15 protein-coding genes and 1 tRNA gene are annotated in these 17,103 nt (G+C 43.1%); 12 read left to right on the top strand and 4 right to left on the bottom strand.

Translation table 11 applies throughout. The annotated features are described in order from the left end of the window. Nucleotides 1–337: 337 nt before the first annotated feature. Nucleotides 338–892 (top strand): fasciclin domain-containing protein, encoded by a 555-nt coding sequence (locus I6E86_RS12150; protein ID WP_197177666.1) that lies wholly within the window; start codon nt 338–340, stop codon nt 890–892. Nucleotides 893–1,403: 511 nt separating this feature from the next. Continuing rightward, nucleotides 1,404–2,018, top strand: a complete 615-nt coding sequence (locus I6E86_RS12145; RefSeq protein WP_197177665.1) for a fasciclin domain-containing protein — start codon at nt 1,404–1,406, stop codon at nt 2,016–2,018. Between the two features lie 364 nt (nt 2,019–2,382). Here the strand turns inward: I6E86_RS12145 and I6E86_RS12140 are convergent, their stop codons facing one another. Further along, a complete protein-coding gene (locus I6E86_RS12140; RefSeq protein ID WP_197177664.1) occupies nt 2,383–3,930 on the bottom strand; it encodes an alanine/glycine:cation symporter family protein in 1,548 nt (515 codons plus the stop codon). Between the two features lie 1,023 nt (nt 3,931–4,953). Between I6E86_RS12140 and I6E86_RS12135 the strand changes: the two genes are divergently transcribed. From I6E86_RS12135 to I6E86_RS12120, 4 genes are all read left to right on the top strand, one after another. Then, a complete protein-coding gene (locus I6E86_RS12135; RefSeq protein WP_194365122.1) occupies nt 4,954–5,583 on the top strand; it encodes a LemA family protein in 630 nt (209 codons plus the stop codon). A 125-nt stretch (nt 5,584–5,708) separates the two neighbouring features. Further along, nucleotides 5,709–6,902 (top strand): TPM domain-containing protein, encoded by a 1,194-nt coding sequence (locus tag I6E86_RS12130; RefSeq protein WP_197177663.1) that lies wholly within the window; start codon nt 5,709–5,711, stop codon nt 6,900–6,902. Nucleotides 6,903–6,992: 90 nt separating this feature from the next. After that, a complete protein-coding gene (locus tag I6E86_RS12125) occupies nt 6,993–7,517 on the top strand; it encodes a TPM domain-containing protein (protein WP_197177662.1) in 525 nt (174 codons plus the stop codon). Nucleotides 7,518–7,721: 204 nt separating this feature from the next. Then, the gene (locus I6E86_RS12120; RefSeq protein ID WP_197177661.1) at nt 7,722–8,720 is read left to right on the top strand and encodes an adenosine deaminase; all 999 of its coding nucleotides are present in this window, start codon (nt 7,722–7,724) and stop codon (nt 8,718–8,720) included. A gap of 87 nt (nt 8,721–8,807) precedes the next feature. On the opposite strand, the gene I6E86_RS12115 is transcribed toward I6E86_RS12120, so the two are convergent. Further along, complete coding sequence (locus tag I6E86_RS12115) at nt 8,808–9,608, bottom strand: SIR2 family NAD-dependent protein deacylase (RefSeq protein WP_197177660.1); 801 nt, start codon at nt 9,606–9,608, stop codon at nt 8,808–8,810. Between the two features lie 35 nt (nt 9,609–9,643). Between I6E86_RS12115 and I6E86_RS12110 the strand changes: the two genes are divergently transcribed. Continuing rightward, entirely contained in the window at nt 9,644–10,006 is a 363-nt protein-coding gene (locus I6E86_RS12110) for a hypothetical protein (protein WP_197177659.1), read from the top strand. Nucleotides 10,007–10,233: 227 nt separating this feature from the next. Here I6E86_RS12110 and I6E86_RS12105 read toward each other — a convergent pair. Continuing rightward, nucleotides 10,234–10,310, bottom strand: a tRNA-Arg gene (locus I6E86_RS12105). 372 nt (nt 10,311–10,682) lie between these two features. Between I6E86_RS12105 and I6E86_RS12100 the strand changes: the two genes are divergently transcribed. The 5 genes from I6E86_RS12100 (at nt 10,683) to I6E86_RS12080 (ending at nt 15,010) form a co-directional block, all read left to right on the top strand. Continuing rightward, nucleotides 10,683–11,327, top strand: a complete 645-nt coding sequence (locus I6E86_RS12100; protein WP_227680646.1) for a c-type cytochrome — start codon at nt 10,683–10,685, stop codon at nt 11,325–11,327. Between the two features lie 317 nt (nt 11,328–11,644). Next, nucleotides 11,645–12,607, top strand: coding sequence for an ABC transporter ATP-binding protein (locus I6E86_RS12095; protein WP_197177657.1), 963 nt, complete (start codon nt 11,645–11,647; stop codon nt 12,605–12,607). Between the two features lie 29 nt (nt 12,608–12,636). Further along, nucleotides 12,637–13,410: an ABC transporter permease gene (locus tag I6E86_RS12090; protein ID WP_197177702.1), complete on the top strand. Its 774-nt coding sequence runs from the start codon at nt 12,637–12,639 to the stop codon at nt 13,408–13,410. Nucleotides 13,411–13,662: 252 nt separating this feature from the next. Next, a complete protein-coding gene (gene queF, locus I6E86_RS12085; RefSeq protein ID WP_197177656.1) occupies nt 13,663–14,535 on the top strand; it encodes an NADPH-dependent 7-cyano-7-deazaguanine reductase QueF in 873 nt (290 codons plus the stop codon). Between the two features lie 76 nt (nt 14,536–14,611). Beyond that, a complete protein-coding gene (locus I6E86_RS12080; RefSeq protein WP_197177655.1) occupies nt 14,612–15,010 on the top strand; it encodes a lysozyme inhibitor LprI family protein in 399 nt (132 codons plus the stop codon). Between the two features lie 85 nt (nt 15,011–15,095). On the opposite strand, the gene I6E86_RS12075 is transcribed toward I6E86_RS12080, so the two are convergent. Next, nucleotides 15,096–16,814 carry a proline--tRNA ligase gene (locus I6E86_RS12075; RefSeq protein ID WP_197177654.1) on the bottom strand — a complete coding sequence of 573 codons (1,719 nt, stop codon included), beginning with the start codon at nt 16,812–16,814 and terminating at the stop codon, nt 15,096–15,098. Nucleotides 16,815–17,103 lie beyond the last annotated feature (289 nt).

The following is a 17,103-nucleotide window of genomic DNA, read 5'->3' as shown; positions in this document are numbered from 1 at the left end:
TTGATTCTGTAATCTAAGACAAACGGTTGTGCTTAGAAGTCAAACACAGCTTACATCGCTACTACAAAAAGTTGCGTAAAGGCAGATTGATAAAGTTTTCAGACATGTTAATTTGATTTCAGAAAGATAGGTTTTTCGTAAGCACTGCTTATAAATGCATGTTTCAGTCATTCAGTCATATGGGTTTTTCATATGATGAATGTCTATACCGCGTGCTAATTATGATGAGCTGCTTATCATAAACCACTTATAAAGAAAGACACTCTAAACTGTGATCAATTGAGTAATCTAAATTGAATAGTACAGTGAAAAATAATCAATCATTAAGGAAAATGTTATGAAACTTACCAAAATCGCTACTATCGGTACACTTGCTCTGTCAATCGCAGGCCTAAGCGCTTGTAATAACATGATGCCAAGCAAAAGCGCAGATATGAAAGCGCCAATGCATAGCCAATCTATGGCAAAAATGAATGTGGTACAAGTGGCGCAAAGCAATCCTGAGTTCTCAGTATTGGTGGAGGCAGTACAAGCAGCCGGTCTAGCAGGTATGTTGTCTGATCCAAACGCTCACTATACTGTGTTTGCACCGACAAATGATGCATTCATGCAAGCATTGAAAGAAACCGGCATGACCAAAGCACAGTTATTTGCAAACAAGCCATTATTGACCAAAATTCTAGGCTCACACGTAGTAGCTGGCGATATGGCTATGTATGCAAAAGATGTGAAGCCAGGCAATGTGATGACCGCCAGTAAAGATACATTAACAGTTACCAAAGACGGTAAATTGATGGATGAGAACGGCCGTACAGCCAATATCTTAAAGACTGACATCGCTGCGAACAACGGTGTGGTACATGTCATCGATAAAGTATTGATGCCTAAGTAAATGTAATAATATTAGACACAATGGTCTTACACGCAATGATTTGATTTCTTAAATTTTTGAAAGTGTAAGTACGACAAGATAAAGTTTTGAATAGAGCAGCCACTATCTGTAATAAATAAATAGGCAGATAGTGGTTGTTTTGGTTCTGTATCACAGAATAAATATCAGGCCAGTAGTACTTATTTTTGGTATGCCAGACCATATCAGACAACGTTAGAGAATGTTGTAATTTGCACAGCAGTTATTTGCTGAATAGACAATATAGCAAATAAAAGTAAACAACAGCATATACGTGATTGATACAGTGTTGCTACCTAAGTAAATACCAATTGAAAATTAAACCGTTAGTATTGTATGTATCGACATGACGAATTTGATCTCAGGACTAGATAATCAGTAGTCGATAATATCTACGAGATATCAGTCACTGTTATCTTTATCAACAGACATTAATGAAAGATAAACGTTCGTTAATCACAGAATTTAATTCATTATCCATAAGGAAGTACCTATGTTAAAGAAAAACTTGTTATCTATCGCCGTAGTAACTGCAGCGATGTCATTGGCAGCCTGTAGTGACAAAGAAGCAGCTACAGAGACCGCTGAGCCTGAAGTAACCACTGAAGAGATGGCTGTAGAACCAGCAGCTGAAGCAGAGCCGATGACTGAAGCTGAACCTATGGCTGACGACATGAACATGGAAGCCACGCAAACGATCGCTGAAATTGCTGCAGGCAACGAAAACTTAACCATTCTGACTGCAGCATTAAAAGCAGCTGGTTTAGATACCATGTTAATGGAAGATACTAAGTACACTGTTTTTGCACCAACAGATGATGCATTTGCTCCTGTATTAGAAAAATTGGGCGTGACCAAAGAAGAGCTATTAGCAAATACTGATTTGCTGAAAAAAGTACTTCCTTATCATGTCGTGCCAATGGAAGTGAAAGCAGCTGATATCCCTTATGGTACTGATATCGAAACAGCTAATGGTAAAACAATCAACATTAGCGATGCCAATGTCATTACTGATGCAACTGGTAATACAGCCAACATCACAGGTACTGATATCATGGCAACCAATGGTGTGGTTCACACTATCGATGCGGTATTAATGCCTGAGTAAGTTTTTAACTTATTTGTTTATACTTTATCAATGATATCGAAAAGGCCTAGCTTTTAGCTGGGCTTTTTTGTGCCTAAATACTATTTGTCGTCAATCCTCTATAAATTCGATATAGTGTCAGTCCTGCTTAGTCTACTGTCTGTAGTACTATCACTTGACTTCCTTATGTCCAAATTATATTGAATCGACTATATAAATAGAAGAGTAGGTATCTATCTGAGCGGATGATTTACTTTATTATATTTTGGCTGTTTTCGTTTGGATCTAACTTATTAAAAATATATAAATAAAAAAGCCCGAGACTATGGTCTCGGGCTTTTTTTACTTAGTGGTTAGTACTTTAGCAGTACTACATTAAAGAGTATTACACATTGTCTTTACGTAGTGGATCTGCATTCATTCTTCTTTGCTCTTCTAAGTGACGCTCTTCCCAATAAGGAGCGTTTTTGATACCAAACTTGGCAGGATCAAAACTGTAGCGTGTCACACCAGCTTTACGCTGTGCTTCATAGTCTTTAAGCATAGTAAGCGTTGGACGTGCCACGACAAAGATGATGAGGATACCAACGATGTTCAACCAAGCCATCAGGCCAACACCGATATCACCGATTGCCCAAACATAACCAGCTGAATTCAAGCCACCATAGGCAACCATCACCATGATTAGGATCTTGACTAAGAATAAACCAGTTTTGTTTGCACCGCGACCGAGGAAGCGTGTCAAGTAAGCCACGTTTACTTCAGCGATGTAGTAGTAAGCCAAAATGGTTGTAAAGGCAAAGAAGAATACAGCGATGGCGATAAACACATTACCAAACGTACCATATACAGATTCCATTGCCATTTGCGTAAAGGCAGGAGCATTGATTTCAGTAGCAGCGGCAACGTTCTGCACGATGAACTGACCATCTGGTAATGTACCTTGGATGTTGTACATGCCAGTAGACAAAATCATGAATGCAGTCGCAGAACATACCAGTAATGTATCAACATATACTGAGAATGCCTGTACTAGACCTTGCTGTGATGGATGTTCAACTTCAGCAGCAGCAGCAGCGTGAGGGCCTGTACCTTGACCTGCTTCGTTAGAGTAAATACCACGTTTCACACCCCAACCGATCGCCGCACCAAAACCTGCTTGTGCAGTGAATGCATCACCAACGATCATACCAAATACATCTGGAATCAAGCTAAAGTTGCTGAACATGATAATTAAGGCTAAAGCAATATAACCAATTGCCATAAACGGAACGGCAAACTCAGTAAAGGTTGCAATACGTTTGATGCCACCGAAAATGATGATACCTAGCACGACTAAGATGATAGCCAAACCGACCAAACGCATAGAGCCAACTTCTAGGCCTGCTACGTTCATGATCGTACCTTCGCCCATTACCTGTGCAAATGCACTGATAACACCGTTCGCCTGTACACCCGGTAAAAACATACCACAGGATAAGATAGAAGCGATTGCGAAGAGGATGCCGTACCACTTTTGACCAAGGGCACGCTCAAAGTAATAAGCTGGGCCACCGCGATATTCGCCAGTGATTACATCTTTTTCTTTGTAGATCTGTGCAAGGGTAGACTCGACATAAGCAGTAGATGCGCCCAAGAAGGCCACAACCCACATCCAAAATACCGCACCTGGGCCACCGAAGCCGATAGCCGCAGCTACCCCAGCGATGTTACCCATACCCACACGCCCTGCGAGGGAAACGGCTAGTGCCTGAAATGATGAAATACCTTGTGCACTAGATTTACCAGTGAATAGTAGTTTGATCATCTCACCGAACAGACGTACTTGTACAAAGCGCGTCATAATGGAATAGAACAGACCAGCGCCCAAGCAGAGATAAATCAGTGCTGGGCTCCAGATAATTCCGTTTACTAAGTTAACTAAACCTTCCATATTTATATTCCTAGTACTGTCTCAAGGTGGCGCTGTCTGCTAGGAGTAAGCTAACTGGTTAACTTACTTATTTAAGTTAAGCAGTTAAATTATCTGCACCGACTTACATATGAATGAAGCCTTACGCGTGCTTTGCCACCAAGAATGGACTGTAATTTTCTGTAGTGATCCGCTTGGCTCATCCGTGATAGTAACTATCTACATAGCGTGTATCACTCACAACATTAATATCAGCTGCATTTAGATTTGTATTGCAACCTTTGTCACTGCCGTATCCTATCATCGTGTGATGAATGAGATGAGTCATAAGTTAACCCGCGGACAAAACAGGCGGTTATATGATTGAATACGCATCATGATGGTATTCAATTTGCTATGAGCTGTTCCGATTGACTACACTATTGGTAGGGCGTATTGACGATATTGGCGAGTAATTGAGCACTAATTGAGGTTTTTATATCTAAATCAGCCATTCGCTAATACTAATCAAACTATAAGTCCACTACCAAATGTATTCAAACCGTACGGCTACGTAACTGCAATTTGCCATATTTTTGTACTAATTACTAGAATTTTCTTTATAGACGGTCGATATATTCGTATTTAATTTTGTCGATACTTGGGTAAGATGCGCCAAACCTATGATTAATTGTTTATGATTACACAACATTTGGTAAAGCTGTGTGAGTCAGTCTTATTTTTGTTCCATATCTATCATTGTAGAGATGCGTTATTGTTAGAGCGGTTGAGGTTGTTTTTTGGTAATGTTCAATTGTAAACATAAGATTATGTCGGCATTATTAGCAAGATAAATAGTCGGCTATAGCACCTCACTATGATAGTAGAAATAGCTATATAGGCAGCAGTCTTTGAATAGTGACCAAAGGTATGTATTTCTATCTAAAGTATAGAGCGTACATGACAGTTAGATGAATGCTAGATGTATGCTACGAGACAAATTCAAAAACGATTAAAAATGTATTCCCAGATATTTGTGATTTATCATTATTAGGAGAGTTAACGATGACGCGTCAATCAATTGTAAAACCTATTTTGCTCGCAGCAGTATTAGCAACGTCTACCGTTGGTCTGAGCGGTTGTGGCTATAACAATCTTCAGGCACAGGATGAGCAAGTGACAGCTTCGTGGTCAGAGGTCGTTAACCAATATCAACGTCGCTCTGACTTGGTGCCAAACTTGGTCAAAGTCGTGCAGCAGTACGCTGACCAAGAACAAGAGGTCTTCACTCAAGTGGCTGAAGCGCGTTCACGTGCAGGCGGCATCACTGTGACACCTGAATTGCTCAATGACCCAGAGGCGATGGAGCGTTATGCCGAGGCTCAAGGTCAAATGACAGGCGCATTATCACGTCTAATGGCCGTGTCTGAGCGTTATCCTGAACTAAAATCGGATGCGCTATTTCAAGACTTACAGGCGCAGTTAGAAGGCACTGAAAACCGTATTGCAGTAGCGCGCAATCGCTATATTCAAGAAGTGCAAGGCTACAATACAACCGTACGCCAGTTCCCGACCAATATCACCGCAAAAGTATTTGGTTTAGACACCAAGCCCAACTTTACGGTAGAGAACGAACAAGCCATCTCTACTGCACCTAGCGTTGATTTTGGTGATTCTAAAGAAGCGGCAAAGTAGAGCGTGTTAGGGATATACAAAAACAGAGCGGTCTATGCCGTTCTGTTTATTTAGCTGATAACGTAATGACGGTTGGTTAATGTCCATTAATTTGTAAACGTGTCATTTGAGGTGGTAGAGAGTAGATGAATCATTCAAAAGCAATCCTATCAGCATTACTGTTCACACTGAGCGTTAGTGGCGCATCAGTGCTGCATGCTGCGCCCAATGAAGATGGTAATGATATTGCTGTGGCGGCAGACAATACCCCGAATCTACAAAACCGTAGTGTCGAAGACTTGGTGGCGATTGCCAAGGCAGGAGAGTCCAACGAAGCGATCAATGATGCGGTGTTGAATAATGAGGCCATTAATGAGGCAGTACTAGGCAACGATGCTATCAATCAAAGCGGTGTCAGTGACGAAGCAACCGCTGGTTCAAACACGACCGCTCAGCCACCAATCAGATCCAGTGCTGAGAGTGTCGCTGCCGACAAGCTGATACTCAACGAGCCTGTCGTTGATCAGGCCAATATCTTAAATCCGCAAGAAAAGCTACGTCTAGAGACACAGCTCAGAAGCCTCTATCAGCAAGGCTTAGCGCAAGCAGCCGTTGTCATCGTCCCAACCACCAATGGCGTACCAATCTTTGACTATGCGTTGCAGGTTGCAGAAAAATGGGAATTGGGTGATAAAGCAATCGATGACGGATTATTGGTCGTCGTCGCTGTCAACGATCGCGAAATGTATATCCTAACCGGTTATGGGTTAGAAGGTGTGCTACCAGATGCGGTGGTCAACCGTATTATTCGTGAAGATATCACGCCTTTATTTAAGCAAAATGACTATGGCGCAGGGATAATCGCTGGTGTCGATGCACTCAAAACGCGCCTAACTGCTGATCCTGAAGTGTTGGCGCGTGCTGATGCGCAAGCTGCAGAGCGCACGGCACAACAAGGCTCAGATGAGCTACCATCACCTATTTTCTTATTCATCATGGCGATGATTTTTGGTAGCTTTATTACCAACATCTTAGGCCGAGTATTTGGTTCTATTATTACCGCAGGCGGGTTTTTTGCTGGCTCTTTGGCACTGGGCGGCGGGTTCTTTATGACGTTGATTATGGCAATATTTATATGGATGTTTCTGATCTCGCGCGGCGGCGGCGGCGGTGGCAAAGGTGGCGGCGGTAAAGGTGGTAGACGACGCGGCGGTATGATTTTCTTACCTGGTATGGGCGGCGGAAGTGGTGGCGGCTTTGGTGGTGGTGGTTTCGGAGGCGGTGGCTTTGGCGGCGGCGGTGGGGGTTTCGGTGGCGGCGGTGCTGGTGGCTCGTGGTAAATGCCTATTACAAGCCAGTTAGCAAAAACCAAGCAAATGAAGCTGCAGTAAAACAACCTGCAAAAATGATGTCTGTGAGGAAACAATTAAATGTCAGAAAACAATGCTCCAAAAGCCAGTTTTGCCCGCTGGTGGCGTCAGGTCTTATTCGTGCCTTTATTGCATAGCAAGTGGCTGACAGCAGATGCTAGAGCTCGCCTGACAGACGAGGTGACCCGTGCTGAGCTTGGACATCGCGGTGAGGTGTTTTTAATCGTAGAAAACCACCTACCTATTCAAGACGCTTATCAGATGGATTGCCGCGAGCGCGCCGTTGATTTGTTTAGTGAATACCGAGTTTGGGACACTGAAGAAAACACAGGTGTCTTGGTTTATGTCAATATCTGCGAGCATCAACTAGAGATAGTTGCTGACCGCGGCATCAGTAACCATGTCAGTCCAACTGTCTGGCGCGCCATGAGCGAAAAAGCAGTATCAGGTATTGCCAATAAAAAAACAGAAGCAAGCTTGGCTGAACTGCTAGACGAAATTGGGCAGGTATTGCGTCAGTATTATCATCTTGAGCATGACCCAGCCGGCAATGAGTTGTCTGATACGGTAGTATTTTTAAAGTAGTTTGCGCTTTGTACGGTTTTATTAAGAAAGCTACTTTTATAAACAGATTATCTATGCAGTCAAAGGGTTTTGTTTTAGGCGATATGCTTTTAGTGTTAAAATGACGCCTCTGGGACAGATAACGCCTTATATATGCATAGCTTGATTATCCTGCTATGTAACATTTACTAGTACTCGTCTCGATAAAATTATTATTGGAATACTATGATTGATTTAATACAGAAGTTACCAAAAGCTGAACTACACTTGCACATTGAAGGCTCTTTAGAACCTGAGCTGATGTTCAGATTGGCCAAAAAAAACAAGGTAGAAATTCCTTACAAAGATATAGAAGACGTACGCAATGCGTATAATTTCACCAATCTACAAACGTTTTTAGACATTTATTATGCAGGCGCAAATGTCCTACTCACCAAAAGTGATTTTTATGATTTGACGTGGGAATACATTCTCAAATGTGTAGAAGACAACGTCATTCATACAGAGATATTCTTTGACCCACAGACACATACTGACCGAGGCGTGCCTTTCGAAGCTGTCATCACGGGTATCAAAGAAGCACTCGCCGATGCCAAAGAAAAGTATGGTATTACCTCTTGCCTCATTATGTGTTTCCTAAGACATTTATCACAAGAAGAGGCGTTTGAAACCTTAGAGCAAGCATTGGCGTACAAAGACGACATCATCGGTGTGGGTCTTGATTCATCAGAATTGGGTAATCCACCATCGAAATTCAAAGAAGTATTTAAGAAAGCCGAAGAAGAAGGCTTTAAGTTGGTCGCTCATGCAGGCGAAGAAGCTGATTTTTCATACATCTATGAAGCATTAGACTTGTTGAACATCAATAGAATCGATCATGGTGTACAGTCTATAAAGAGCCCAGAGCTGATGCAAAGGCTCAAAGATGAGCAGATGCCACTGACCGTTTGCCCGAACTCAAATATCGAGCTAAGAGTCTTTGATACTTACAAAGAGCATAATATCAAAGAGCTTTTGGACTACGGTCTAAACATCAGTGTCAACTCAGATGACCCTGCGTACTTTAAAGGTTATGTGAATCAGAATTTCATCAATTTATGCGAAAATCTGCCAATGACAGAAGAGGACATCGTCACGCTAGTAAAGAATTCTTTTAGATCAGCATTTATCAGCGATGAGCTAAAAGATGCTTACTTAGCGAGAGTGGATCTTGCATTACAGTAAGTCTCCATGAGCGACGCTGCAGTAGATAAGGCTTAACGATTTATATCAATCGTTAAGCCTTTTTTATTATTTATTTGATACCCACACTTATAAAGCCGTAATGTCTGCTATCAGCAGCGGTAAGACGATGCCAGCCTTCTGTGATAGCGTGATATCGACGATGCTATTGGGGGTTGGATCAGGGTTTATTTCAATGATATGAGCGCCATTTTGTTTGGCCAGTTGCGCCAGTCCTGCAGCAGGATAAACGAGGCTCGATGTGCCGATACTGATAAATACCTCACAATCAGCGGCCGCTGTTTCAGCTGTCTCCCATGCCTGTACGGGCAGTGCCTCTCCAAACCAAACAATATCTGGTCTGATATAGCCATCGCAGTGTGAGCAGGTAATCAAGGTATTATCAAAATTTAAGACGTTTTGGGTGTCATAGGAAGCGCTTGATTGGTCTTGATAGGGCGTCTCACAACTACTACAGCGATTGCGTGAAAGTTGGCCATGCAGATGAGTGACCGAGCTACCAGCTTGCTCATGCAAGTCATCGACGTTTTGGGTAATGAGAGTAATCTGCTGCTTAGAAGACTGAGCGTGGTACTGCCACTGAGCCAGCGCATGGTGTGCTGGATTGGGTGATTTATCGGCAACCAGCTGCCGGCGCCATTGATACCAAGACCATACCAGCTTTGGATCACGAGCAAATCCTTCAGGTGTTGCTAAATCCTCCACACCATAGTTTTCCCATAATCCTGTTTGCTTATCGCGAAACGTTGGAATGCCACTTTCGGCTGAAATGCCAGCGCCCGTCAAAATACAAATACGCTGTTTCGATGCCAATAGTGTGGCCGCAAATTTTACTTCTGCTATTAACGCTGGTGATAATTCTGCTAACATGAGCCAACCCTTGCAAATAATGGATATTTTTTCTTATGATAGATGGAATTTGTTGGCTTGTCATATTGTTCGTCGTCATCGCAGTTTTATGGTTCGTAGCAAAATCACGTGGTGCAAAAGCAGGCGAAAAGCACGGTAGTGCCAAGTCAAAAAACACAACATCTAATGATGCTTTGCAAAAGACATCTGTCTTACTAAAGCAGTATTTTCCCGATTATAAAGTTGCACGCAAATCGAATCATTTGCTTATCAGCCAGCAAAATAGAAAAATTGCAATGATTACGATTGATAAAAAGATTGCTTCAGGTCAGAGACTGTTAGGAGACGTGCCTGTGATCAATTATCACCGTGTACCCAGTCGCGCTCAGCTGATGGCAAACTTGCAAGACGCAGAGTAATTTTGCTGTATAGTCAATCCTCTATAAATTGGGTAAGGTGTCAGTCTCGATCAGTCTACTACTTGTAGTACTTTCACTCGGCTTCCTTGTATCCAAATTATACTGAACCGACTATAGGTGAGAGATTTAGAAGTATATAGGCACAGAAAAGCTGCAAATCTTTTGAAGTGTGTTTGATAAGTATGGGCAATGTGGGGTAATGCTAGGAAGTGGTAAAACACAATGATTGGTGCGCTCGGCGGGAATCGAACCCACGACCCTCGGCTTCGGAGACCGATACTCTATCCAACTGAGCTACGAGCGCATATAACGACTGAATGCTGTACTGATAAAACCATGCTGAGAAGCATAAATAAAAAGTACTAGGTGTCGATAAATTAAGACCGCTTAGTCTACCAAATAAAAGCCATAAAGCCAATAAATGACGCTCATGATTGATGTTTTTTGAGAAAAAACAGCCAAGTTATTAAACAAGCATGGCAATTTACCTGCCTTTTCCCTTATAATGTTGGGGAGAATTCATATTTATAATCACCGATTGCAAGTGTGCTAGCACGCGGGATGGCTGTCTGCTATTGATGACTTAGAGGTCGTCGAACGAGGACAGACAGAATGTCTGAGCTGTGCAAGCCATTGTATACGTAATAAGAGAACGTGACGAATGAGAAAAGTAGTTATGTTATCGGCAGCTGCCATTCTAGGAATCGCTAGTATCGCGGTGAGCCAAGCTGAAGATGTTGTAGAGACTCCTGTAACTGTATCAGACGTGGCAGAAGGCCAAGAAGCTGCAGAGGCCGCACCTCAAATGCTAGGTGACGAGACTCAAGCTGCCGCAGATACGACTGATGGCGAAGCACCTGCTGATGACGCCGCCGTAGCAAAGGATGGAGAAGCAACCGCAGCAGCAGCACCTGCCGCTGAAGAAGTACCAATCCCACAAGATACGCCGCAAGTACAAAAGCTGATCGCTTTGTATCCTAATTTGATCGCTCGTATTCAACCTGTTGCGACTATCTGTTTTGAAGACGATGAGGTCTGTGATGTGACAGCACGTTCATCTGGCCCAGCAGCTGGTGACGGGCCTCGTGAAGGGAAGGATGTATACAACGCGGTCTGCCATACTTGTCACGCAGCTGGTCTGCTTGGCTCGCCTATCTTTGGTGATGCAGGTGCTTGGGGTCCACGTATAGCAAAGGGTAAAGACACTCTCTATACTCATGCTATCAACGGCTTTAATGCGATGCCTGCCAAAGGTGGCGCGGATATCCCTGATGAAGAAGTTCAAAATGCCGTAGATTATATGGTTGCAGAAGCAAGCTAATCTTTGTTGATTATCTTCCAAGCTTTTACGATAGTTATCTATAAAGCGCCTATTTCAGTGATGAGATAGGCGCTTTTTCATGATGAGTATTATTAATATGGTACTTCGAATATAAGGCAGTTGAAATTCGCCATGAGTAGCCTCATTTTATGAGATTAGTTCATTTAGTACAGTACATTGTTTCCTTTAGATAGTAGAGTGTGTTGAACATTCTTATACGGCTTTTGCCTATATGAGAATGATAGTCGAATGTTCAACACGGCCTATTATTCCAAAATCGCTTTTTATAAATATTTATGACAAACAAAGAGGTCTTCATGTCTGATGTGCCAGCACTTACGATAAAAAACTTGTCCAAGACCTATGACAATGGGTTTTCGGCATTAAAAGGGGTTGATTTAACCGTTCCTCAAGGTGGGTTCTTTGCGCTACTCGGTCCCAATGGTGCTGGTAAATCAACCATGATTGGTATTATCAGCTCGTTATTCAAGCCGACCACAGGCAGCGTGCATATTTTTGGGACGGATCTATTAGAGAACCCATCGATTGCCAAGCAATATCTTGGCATAGTGCCACAAGAGTTTAATTTCAATATGTTCGAAAAAGTCGAAGATATCTTGATTACCCAAGCGGGTTATTTCGGTATTCCAGCCAAAGAAGCCAAACCTCGGGCAAAACGGTTATTAACAGCACTTGGACTATGGGATAAGCGCGACAGTAAATCACGCGAGCTATCTGGTGGTATGAAGCGCCGTTTGATGATTGCCCGCGCGCTGATTCATAAGCCAAAATTATTGATTTTGGATGAGCCAACAGCAGGTGTCGATATTGAGCTGCGCCGCTCTATGTGGGAGTTTATGCAGCAGATTAATATCGAGGAAAACACCACCATTATTCTGACGACGCATTACCTCGAAGAAGCTGAGCAACTGTGTAAGCGCATCGCCATCTTAGATCATGGTGAGATTCGTATCAATACAGAAATGAAAGATTTACTCGCGCAGCTGTCCGTTGAGACGTTTGTCTTTGATTTGGAAGCACCGCTTACTCATCAATTGGTTTTGGATGGGGTAACAGGGATTGCGCAACCTGATGAGCAGACAATTGAGGTAACTTTGACAGAAGGCGAGTCAATGAATAACGTCTTTACTCAGTTATCGAAGCAGGGTATTACCGTGGGCAGCATGCGTAACAAAGCCAATCGATTAGAAGAATTGTTTATGCGCTTAGTAGATAAAAATATTCAAAGTGCAGACAGTATGAAGGAGGCGGGATTATGAGTCAGGACATGATAGATCCTAATAAAACCATGTCATGGAGCAAAAAGTGGATTGCTTTTCGCACCATCTTATTAAAAGAGGGGCGCCGGATAATACGAATTTGGCCACAGACACTGCTGCCACCAGTCATCACGATGAGCTTGTACTTTGTCATCTTTGGTAAGATGATCGGTTCGCGGGTGGGTGAGATGGGCGGGGTGCCGTACATGCAGTTTATCGTACCTGGCCTGATTATGATGTCGATCATTACCAACAGTTATTCAAACGTCGTGTCGAGCTTCTTCAGTGCTAAGTTCACATCCAGTATCGAAGAGTTACTGGTCTCTCCAGTATCCAAGCATGCGATTCTGATGGGCTATATCAGCGGCGGTATCTTCCGTGGACTGGCCATTGGGGTTATCGTTTCAATCGTTGCGCTATTTTTTACTGACCTCGGTATTGAGCATGTATTCGTGACCATATTTACGGTACTTGGCACCTCTATCTTGTTTTCGCTGGGCGGCTTTATCAATGCGGTGTTTGCGCGCTCATTTGATGATATCTCTATCATTCCAAGCTTTGTATTGACGCCACTGACCTATCTTGGTGGCGTGTTTTACTCAATGGAAAACCTATCACCATTTTGGCAAAACATCTCTCTATTGAATCCTATCGTCTATATGGTCAACTCATTCCGTTACGGCATTTTGGGCTATTCTGATGTCAATGTTTGGTATTCAATGGCTGCTATTTTTGTGTTCTGTGCGATATTTTATACCATTGCTTATCGCTTACTCAGCAACGGTTCACGCGTGCGCTTGTAACCAAAATTGTTATAAACAAACAAACCGTTTTACTATCAAAGCCTGACACTGTTGGGCTTTTTTATGGCACCTCTTTGGGGGTTGATTCGGCTAGCCAGTCTAGACAGGCTATGGAAATACTGTCTTTAATAAGCGGATTGGCAGTTAAATGCTGATGCTTGCTTAAGCTAAATTCATTATCGACCAGCGTGTTATTGCTGTAAAATAACCCCTTTATTATTTGAATATATTCTATAGTTTAGAAGGCAATTTATGAGCATACACGGTATTTTAGGCGAGCAAACCACAGATTATCCGACTGAATATAGCCCGCAAACGTTATATCCCATTGCCCGTAGTATTGGTCGCGATGCCATAGGTTGGCAAGATGACAAGCTGGCTGTAGGTGTCGACTGGTGGCACGCGTTTGAGGTATCTTGGCTCAATCTGCAAGGTATCTCGCAGGTGGCGATGGCACGTTTTAGTATTCCAGCAAGCGCGCCTTATATTGTTGAGTCTAAATCATTGAAACTGTATTTAAATAGCTTTAATTTTACAGAATTTGCCAGTTGGGATATCGTACAACAATTGGTTGCAAAAGATCTCTCTGCTTGCGTACAAGCAGAGGTAACGGTTGAGCTATTTGCATTAGAAGACAGCCAATCAAGGTTGCTGATTACCCAGCCTGAGGGTGTGTGTATCGACAACGCTTTAACAGACAGCGCAGAAAAAGTTGCGCTAGTGGCTCACCCTGATGCCTCTCTATTGAATGGTAATAAAACAGATAAATATGATGGCACAGCAGAGGTTAGTAACCGTGCCCCAGTGACTTTTTATTCTAATTTATTGCGCAGTAATTGTCCGGTCACCAATCAGCCTGATTGGGGCACACTCTCTGTTACCATCACTAGTACAGCGCCTGTTAATCACGCTGCAATGCTACGCTATGTACTGAGTTTTCGTCAGCATAATGGCTTTCATGAGCAGTGTGTTGAGCAGATATTTGCTGATTTGAGCCAGCATTATGAGCCAAGTGCCTTGATAGTGCGGGCTTGGTATACGCGCCGCGGCGGTATCGATATCAACCCTTGCCGTGTGAGTGATATAAACTTACTGCCACAGCCAAGCCGTTTAATTCGTCAGTAAGTAAATATCGACGTTATGAGTCACGGTGACACCCTATAATCAATCAACTTTATTCATCTAAGGTAAGGATACCAGTATGAAATTGAGAACGCATGTTGTAACGGTAGTAGGCGTAACTGTGCTATCGCTTTCTACGATGTTATCAGCGCAGGCAGCAGCTGATAATGAGTATGTTTGTGAAAGCCTGTACATGGAGCAGTCATACGACTGTGCCAAAGAGGCCGTTATAGTAGAAAAAAACAGGCTAAATAAAGTTTATATGACGGCTTATCGTACGCTATCACCCACTCAAAAGCAGCAGCTTGATAAAGAGCAAATACTCTGGCTAAAGGCTCGTAATCATCAATGCGACTTTGATTATGATGGGGAAATGAACAACTCTGTGGTATACGCCATGATTGGTGCTGATGTGTGTACAGCTAATGAGACACAGAAACGTAGTAAGGTAATTGCTAAGAAATATCATATCAAATAGCAATTTGCAGTTAGCCATAAATAAAAAGCGCCTACCTCATTATTTGAGATAGGCGCTTTTTATATGGCTGCTTTTACTGGTAATGCTATTTGTTCATCACAGTGGCCAGTACTTCTTCGCGGCTTAATAACTGCTTTTCGGTATCGCGGCGATTCACGTATTCATACTTGTCTTCCGCCAAGTTGCGATCAGACACGACGATACGATGCGGTATACCAATCAGTTCAAGATCGGCAAACTTTACACCAGGGCGCTCGTTACGATCGTCTAGCAGCACATTGACACCTTGAGCTTTTAGCTCTTCGTATAGTGCCATGGCCGTTTGCATGACAGTATCTTCTTTTGACTTCATGGGTATGATAGCGACTTCAAAAGGCGAAATTGAGTCTGCGGTATGCGGCGTTTGTGGCCACATGATGCCATTTTCATCATTGTTCTGCTCGATAGCCGCTGCAATGATACGGCTCACACCAATACCATAGCAACCCATCATTAAGGTCACAGGTTTGCCGTCTTCGCCTGAAACGCGGCAGTTGAGCGCTTGTGAGTATTTATCACCTAGCTGGAATATATGACCCACTTCGATACCACGCTTGATTCTTAGCAAGCCTTTGCCATCAGGAGAAGGGTCGCCTTCTTGCACGTTGCGCACATCAACAATACGTGTGATGCTGGCATCTCGTACCCAGTTCATACCAATGGTGTGATGGTTGACTGTATTGGCACCAGCCACAAAATCTGACAACGTGGCAGCTGAGCGATCAACGAAAACTGGCATGTCTAAATCAACGCCAATATAACCTTTGTGCAAACCGGCAGCTTTTAATTCTTCATCAGACGCTAATGTCAGTGGCACGTTGGCTTCTTCGATTTTTTCAGCTTTGATGGTGTTTAGCTGATGGTCACCGCGCAATACAATAGCAATCAGCTGTGGTTGATCGTCTTCGGTATGACCATGCACAATCAGAGTTTTAACTGTGTTCGTGAGTGGCATGTCCAAATGTTCGGCCACCATTTTACAAGTGGTCATATTCTCTGTTAGCACATCTTCACGTGCCACGCTCGGCGCTTGACGCTCTGCTGTGCTTACCGATTCGGCAAGTTCAACGTTGGCGGCATAGTCAGAGGCATCTGAGAATGCAATGTCATCTTCGCCGCTGTCTGCGAGCACATGAAATTCATGGGAAGCAAAACCGCCAATAGAACCCGTGTCAGCTTGTACTGCACGGAAATCTAGACCCAAACGGGTAAAGATGCGCGTATACGCCTCATACATGTCATCGTAAGTCTTGGCCAAAGACGCTTGGTCAACATGGAACGAATAGGCATCTTTCATCGTAAATTCACGGGCGCGCATCACTCCAAAACGTGGGCGAATCTCGTCACGGAATTTGTTTTGAATTTGGAAGAACGTAATTGGCAACTGTTTATAACTGCGCAGCTCACCTTGTGCTAGGTTGGTAATCACTTCTTCGTGCGTAGGACCCAGTACAAAATCGCGATCATGACGGTCTTTGAATCTTAATAATTCAGGGCCATAATCGTCGAAGCGTCCGGTCGTTTGCCAAAGCTCAGCAGGCTGGGTCATGGGCATGAGCACTTCTTGTGCGCCAATGTTTTGCATCTCTTCGCGAACAATACGTTCGACCTTTTGTAAGACGCGTAGACCCATGGGCAACCAAATATACAATCCAGAAGCGATTTTACGGATAAGACCCGCGCGCACCATCAATTGGCTTGAGGCGATATCGGCGTCACTTGGGGTTTCTTTTAGTGTGGCAAATAAAAATTGACTGGCTTTCATAAATAAAGCGGAACCTTATCAACGATAAAAAAATAAGAAGAAATAGTAGGATGTTGAGCGTACGGCCAATCGTTTCACTGCCGCGGCAAACTTACCTTTATTACTTAGCAAGAATCTAGGGAATTTCCTAGTGACGAACATGCTTATATAAAAAGCATATCAGCAAAAACCACCCTTATGAAAGAGGGGTAGATTTGAATTGAGATATCATCATGTCGAAATGCGAAGTATTCAGATCAAAAGTCCGACAAACGCATTTACACTGACATTTTATGCATACAATCTGACT

Source organism: Psychrobacter sp. SWN149 (genome assembly GCF_015864565.1).
GTDB lineage: Bacteria > Pseudomonadota > Gammaproteobacteria > Pseudomonadales > Moraxellaceae > Psychrobacter.
This window is presented reverse-complemented; position numbering and strand designations above follow the sequence as displayed.

What these genes read in the sequence shown, in the direction of transcription:
- I6E86_RS12150 (WP_197177666.1), top strand. Translation starts at nt 338, where the DNA reads ATGAAACTTACCAAAATCGCTACTATCGGTACACTTGCTCTGTCAATC.
- I6E86_RS12145 (WP_197177665.1), top strand. Translation starts at nt 1,404, where the DNA reads ATGTTAAAGAAAAACTTGTTATCTATCGCCGTAGTAACTGCAGCGATG.
- I6E86_RS12140 (WP_197177664.1), bottom strand. Translation starts at nt 3,930, where the DNA reads ATGGAAGGTTTAGTTAACTTAGTAAACGGAATTATCTGGAGCCCAGCA.
- I6E86_RS12135 (WP_194365122.1), top strand. Translation starts at nt 4,954, where the DNA reads ATGACGCGTCAATCAATTGTAAAACCTATTTTGCTCGCAGCAGTATTA.
- I6E86_RS12130 (WP_197177663.1), top strand. Translation starts at nt 5,709, where the DNA reads ATGAATCATTCAAAAGCAATCCTATCAGCATTACTGTTCACACTGAGC.
- I6E86_RS12125 (WP_197177662.1), top strand. Translation starts at nt 6,993, where the DNA reads ATGTCAGAAAACAATGCTCCAAAAGCCAGTTTTGCCCGCTGGTGGCGT.
- I6E86_RS12120 (WP_197177661.1), top strand. Translation starts at nt 7,722, where the DNA reads ATGATTGATTTAATACAGAAGTTACCAAAAGCTGAACTACACTTGCAC.
- I6E86_RS12115 (WP_197177660.1), bottom strand. Translation starts at nt 9,608, where the DNA reads ATGTTAGCAGAATTATCACCAGCGTTAATAGCAGAAGTAAAATTTGCG.
- I6E86_RS12110 (WP_197177659.1), top strand. Translation starts at nt 9,644, where the DNA reads ATGATAGATGGAATTTGTTGGCTTGTCATATTGTTCGTCGTCATCGCA.
- I6E86_RS12100 (WP_227680646.1), top strand. Translation starts at nt 10,683, where the DNA reads ATGTTATCGGCAGCTGCCATTCTAGGAATCGCTAGTATCGCGGTGAGC.
- I6E86_RS12095 (WP_197177657.1), top strand. Translation starts at nt 11,645, where the DNA reads ATGTCTGATGTGCCAGCACTTACGATAAAAAACTTGTCCAAGACCTAT.
- I6E86_RS12090 (WP_197177702.1), top strand. Translation starts at nt 12,637, where the DNA reads ATGTCATGGAGCAAAAAGTGGATTGCTTTTCGCACCATCTTATTAAAA.
- queF (WP_197177656.1), top strand. Translation starts at nt 13,663, where the DNA reads ATGAGCATACACGGTATTTTAGGCGAGCAAACCACAGATTATCCGACT.
- I6E86_RS12080 (WP_197177655.1), top strand. Translation starts at nt 14,612, where the DNA reads ATGAAATTGAGAACGCATGTTGTAACGGTAGTAGGCGTAACTGTGCTA.
- I6E86_RS12075 (WP_197177654.1), bottom strand. Translation starts at nt 16,814, where the DNA reads ATGAAAGCCAGTCAATTTTTATTTGCCACACTAAAAGAAACCCCAAGT.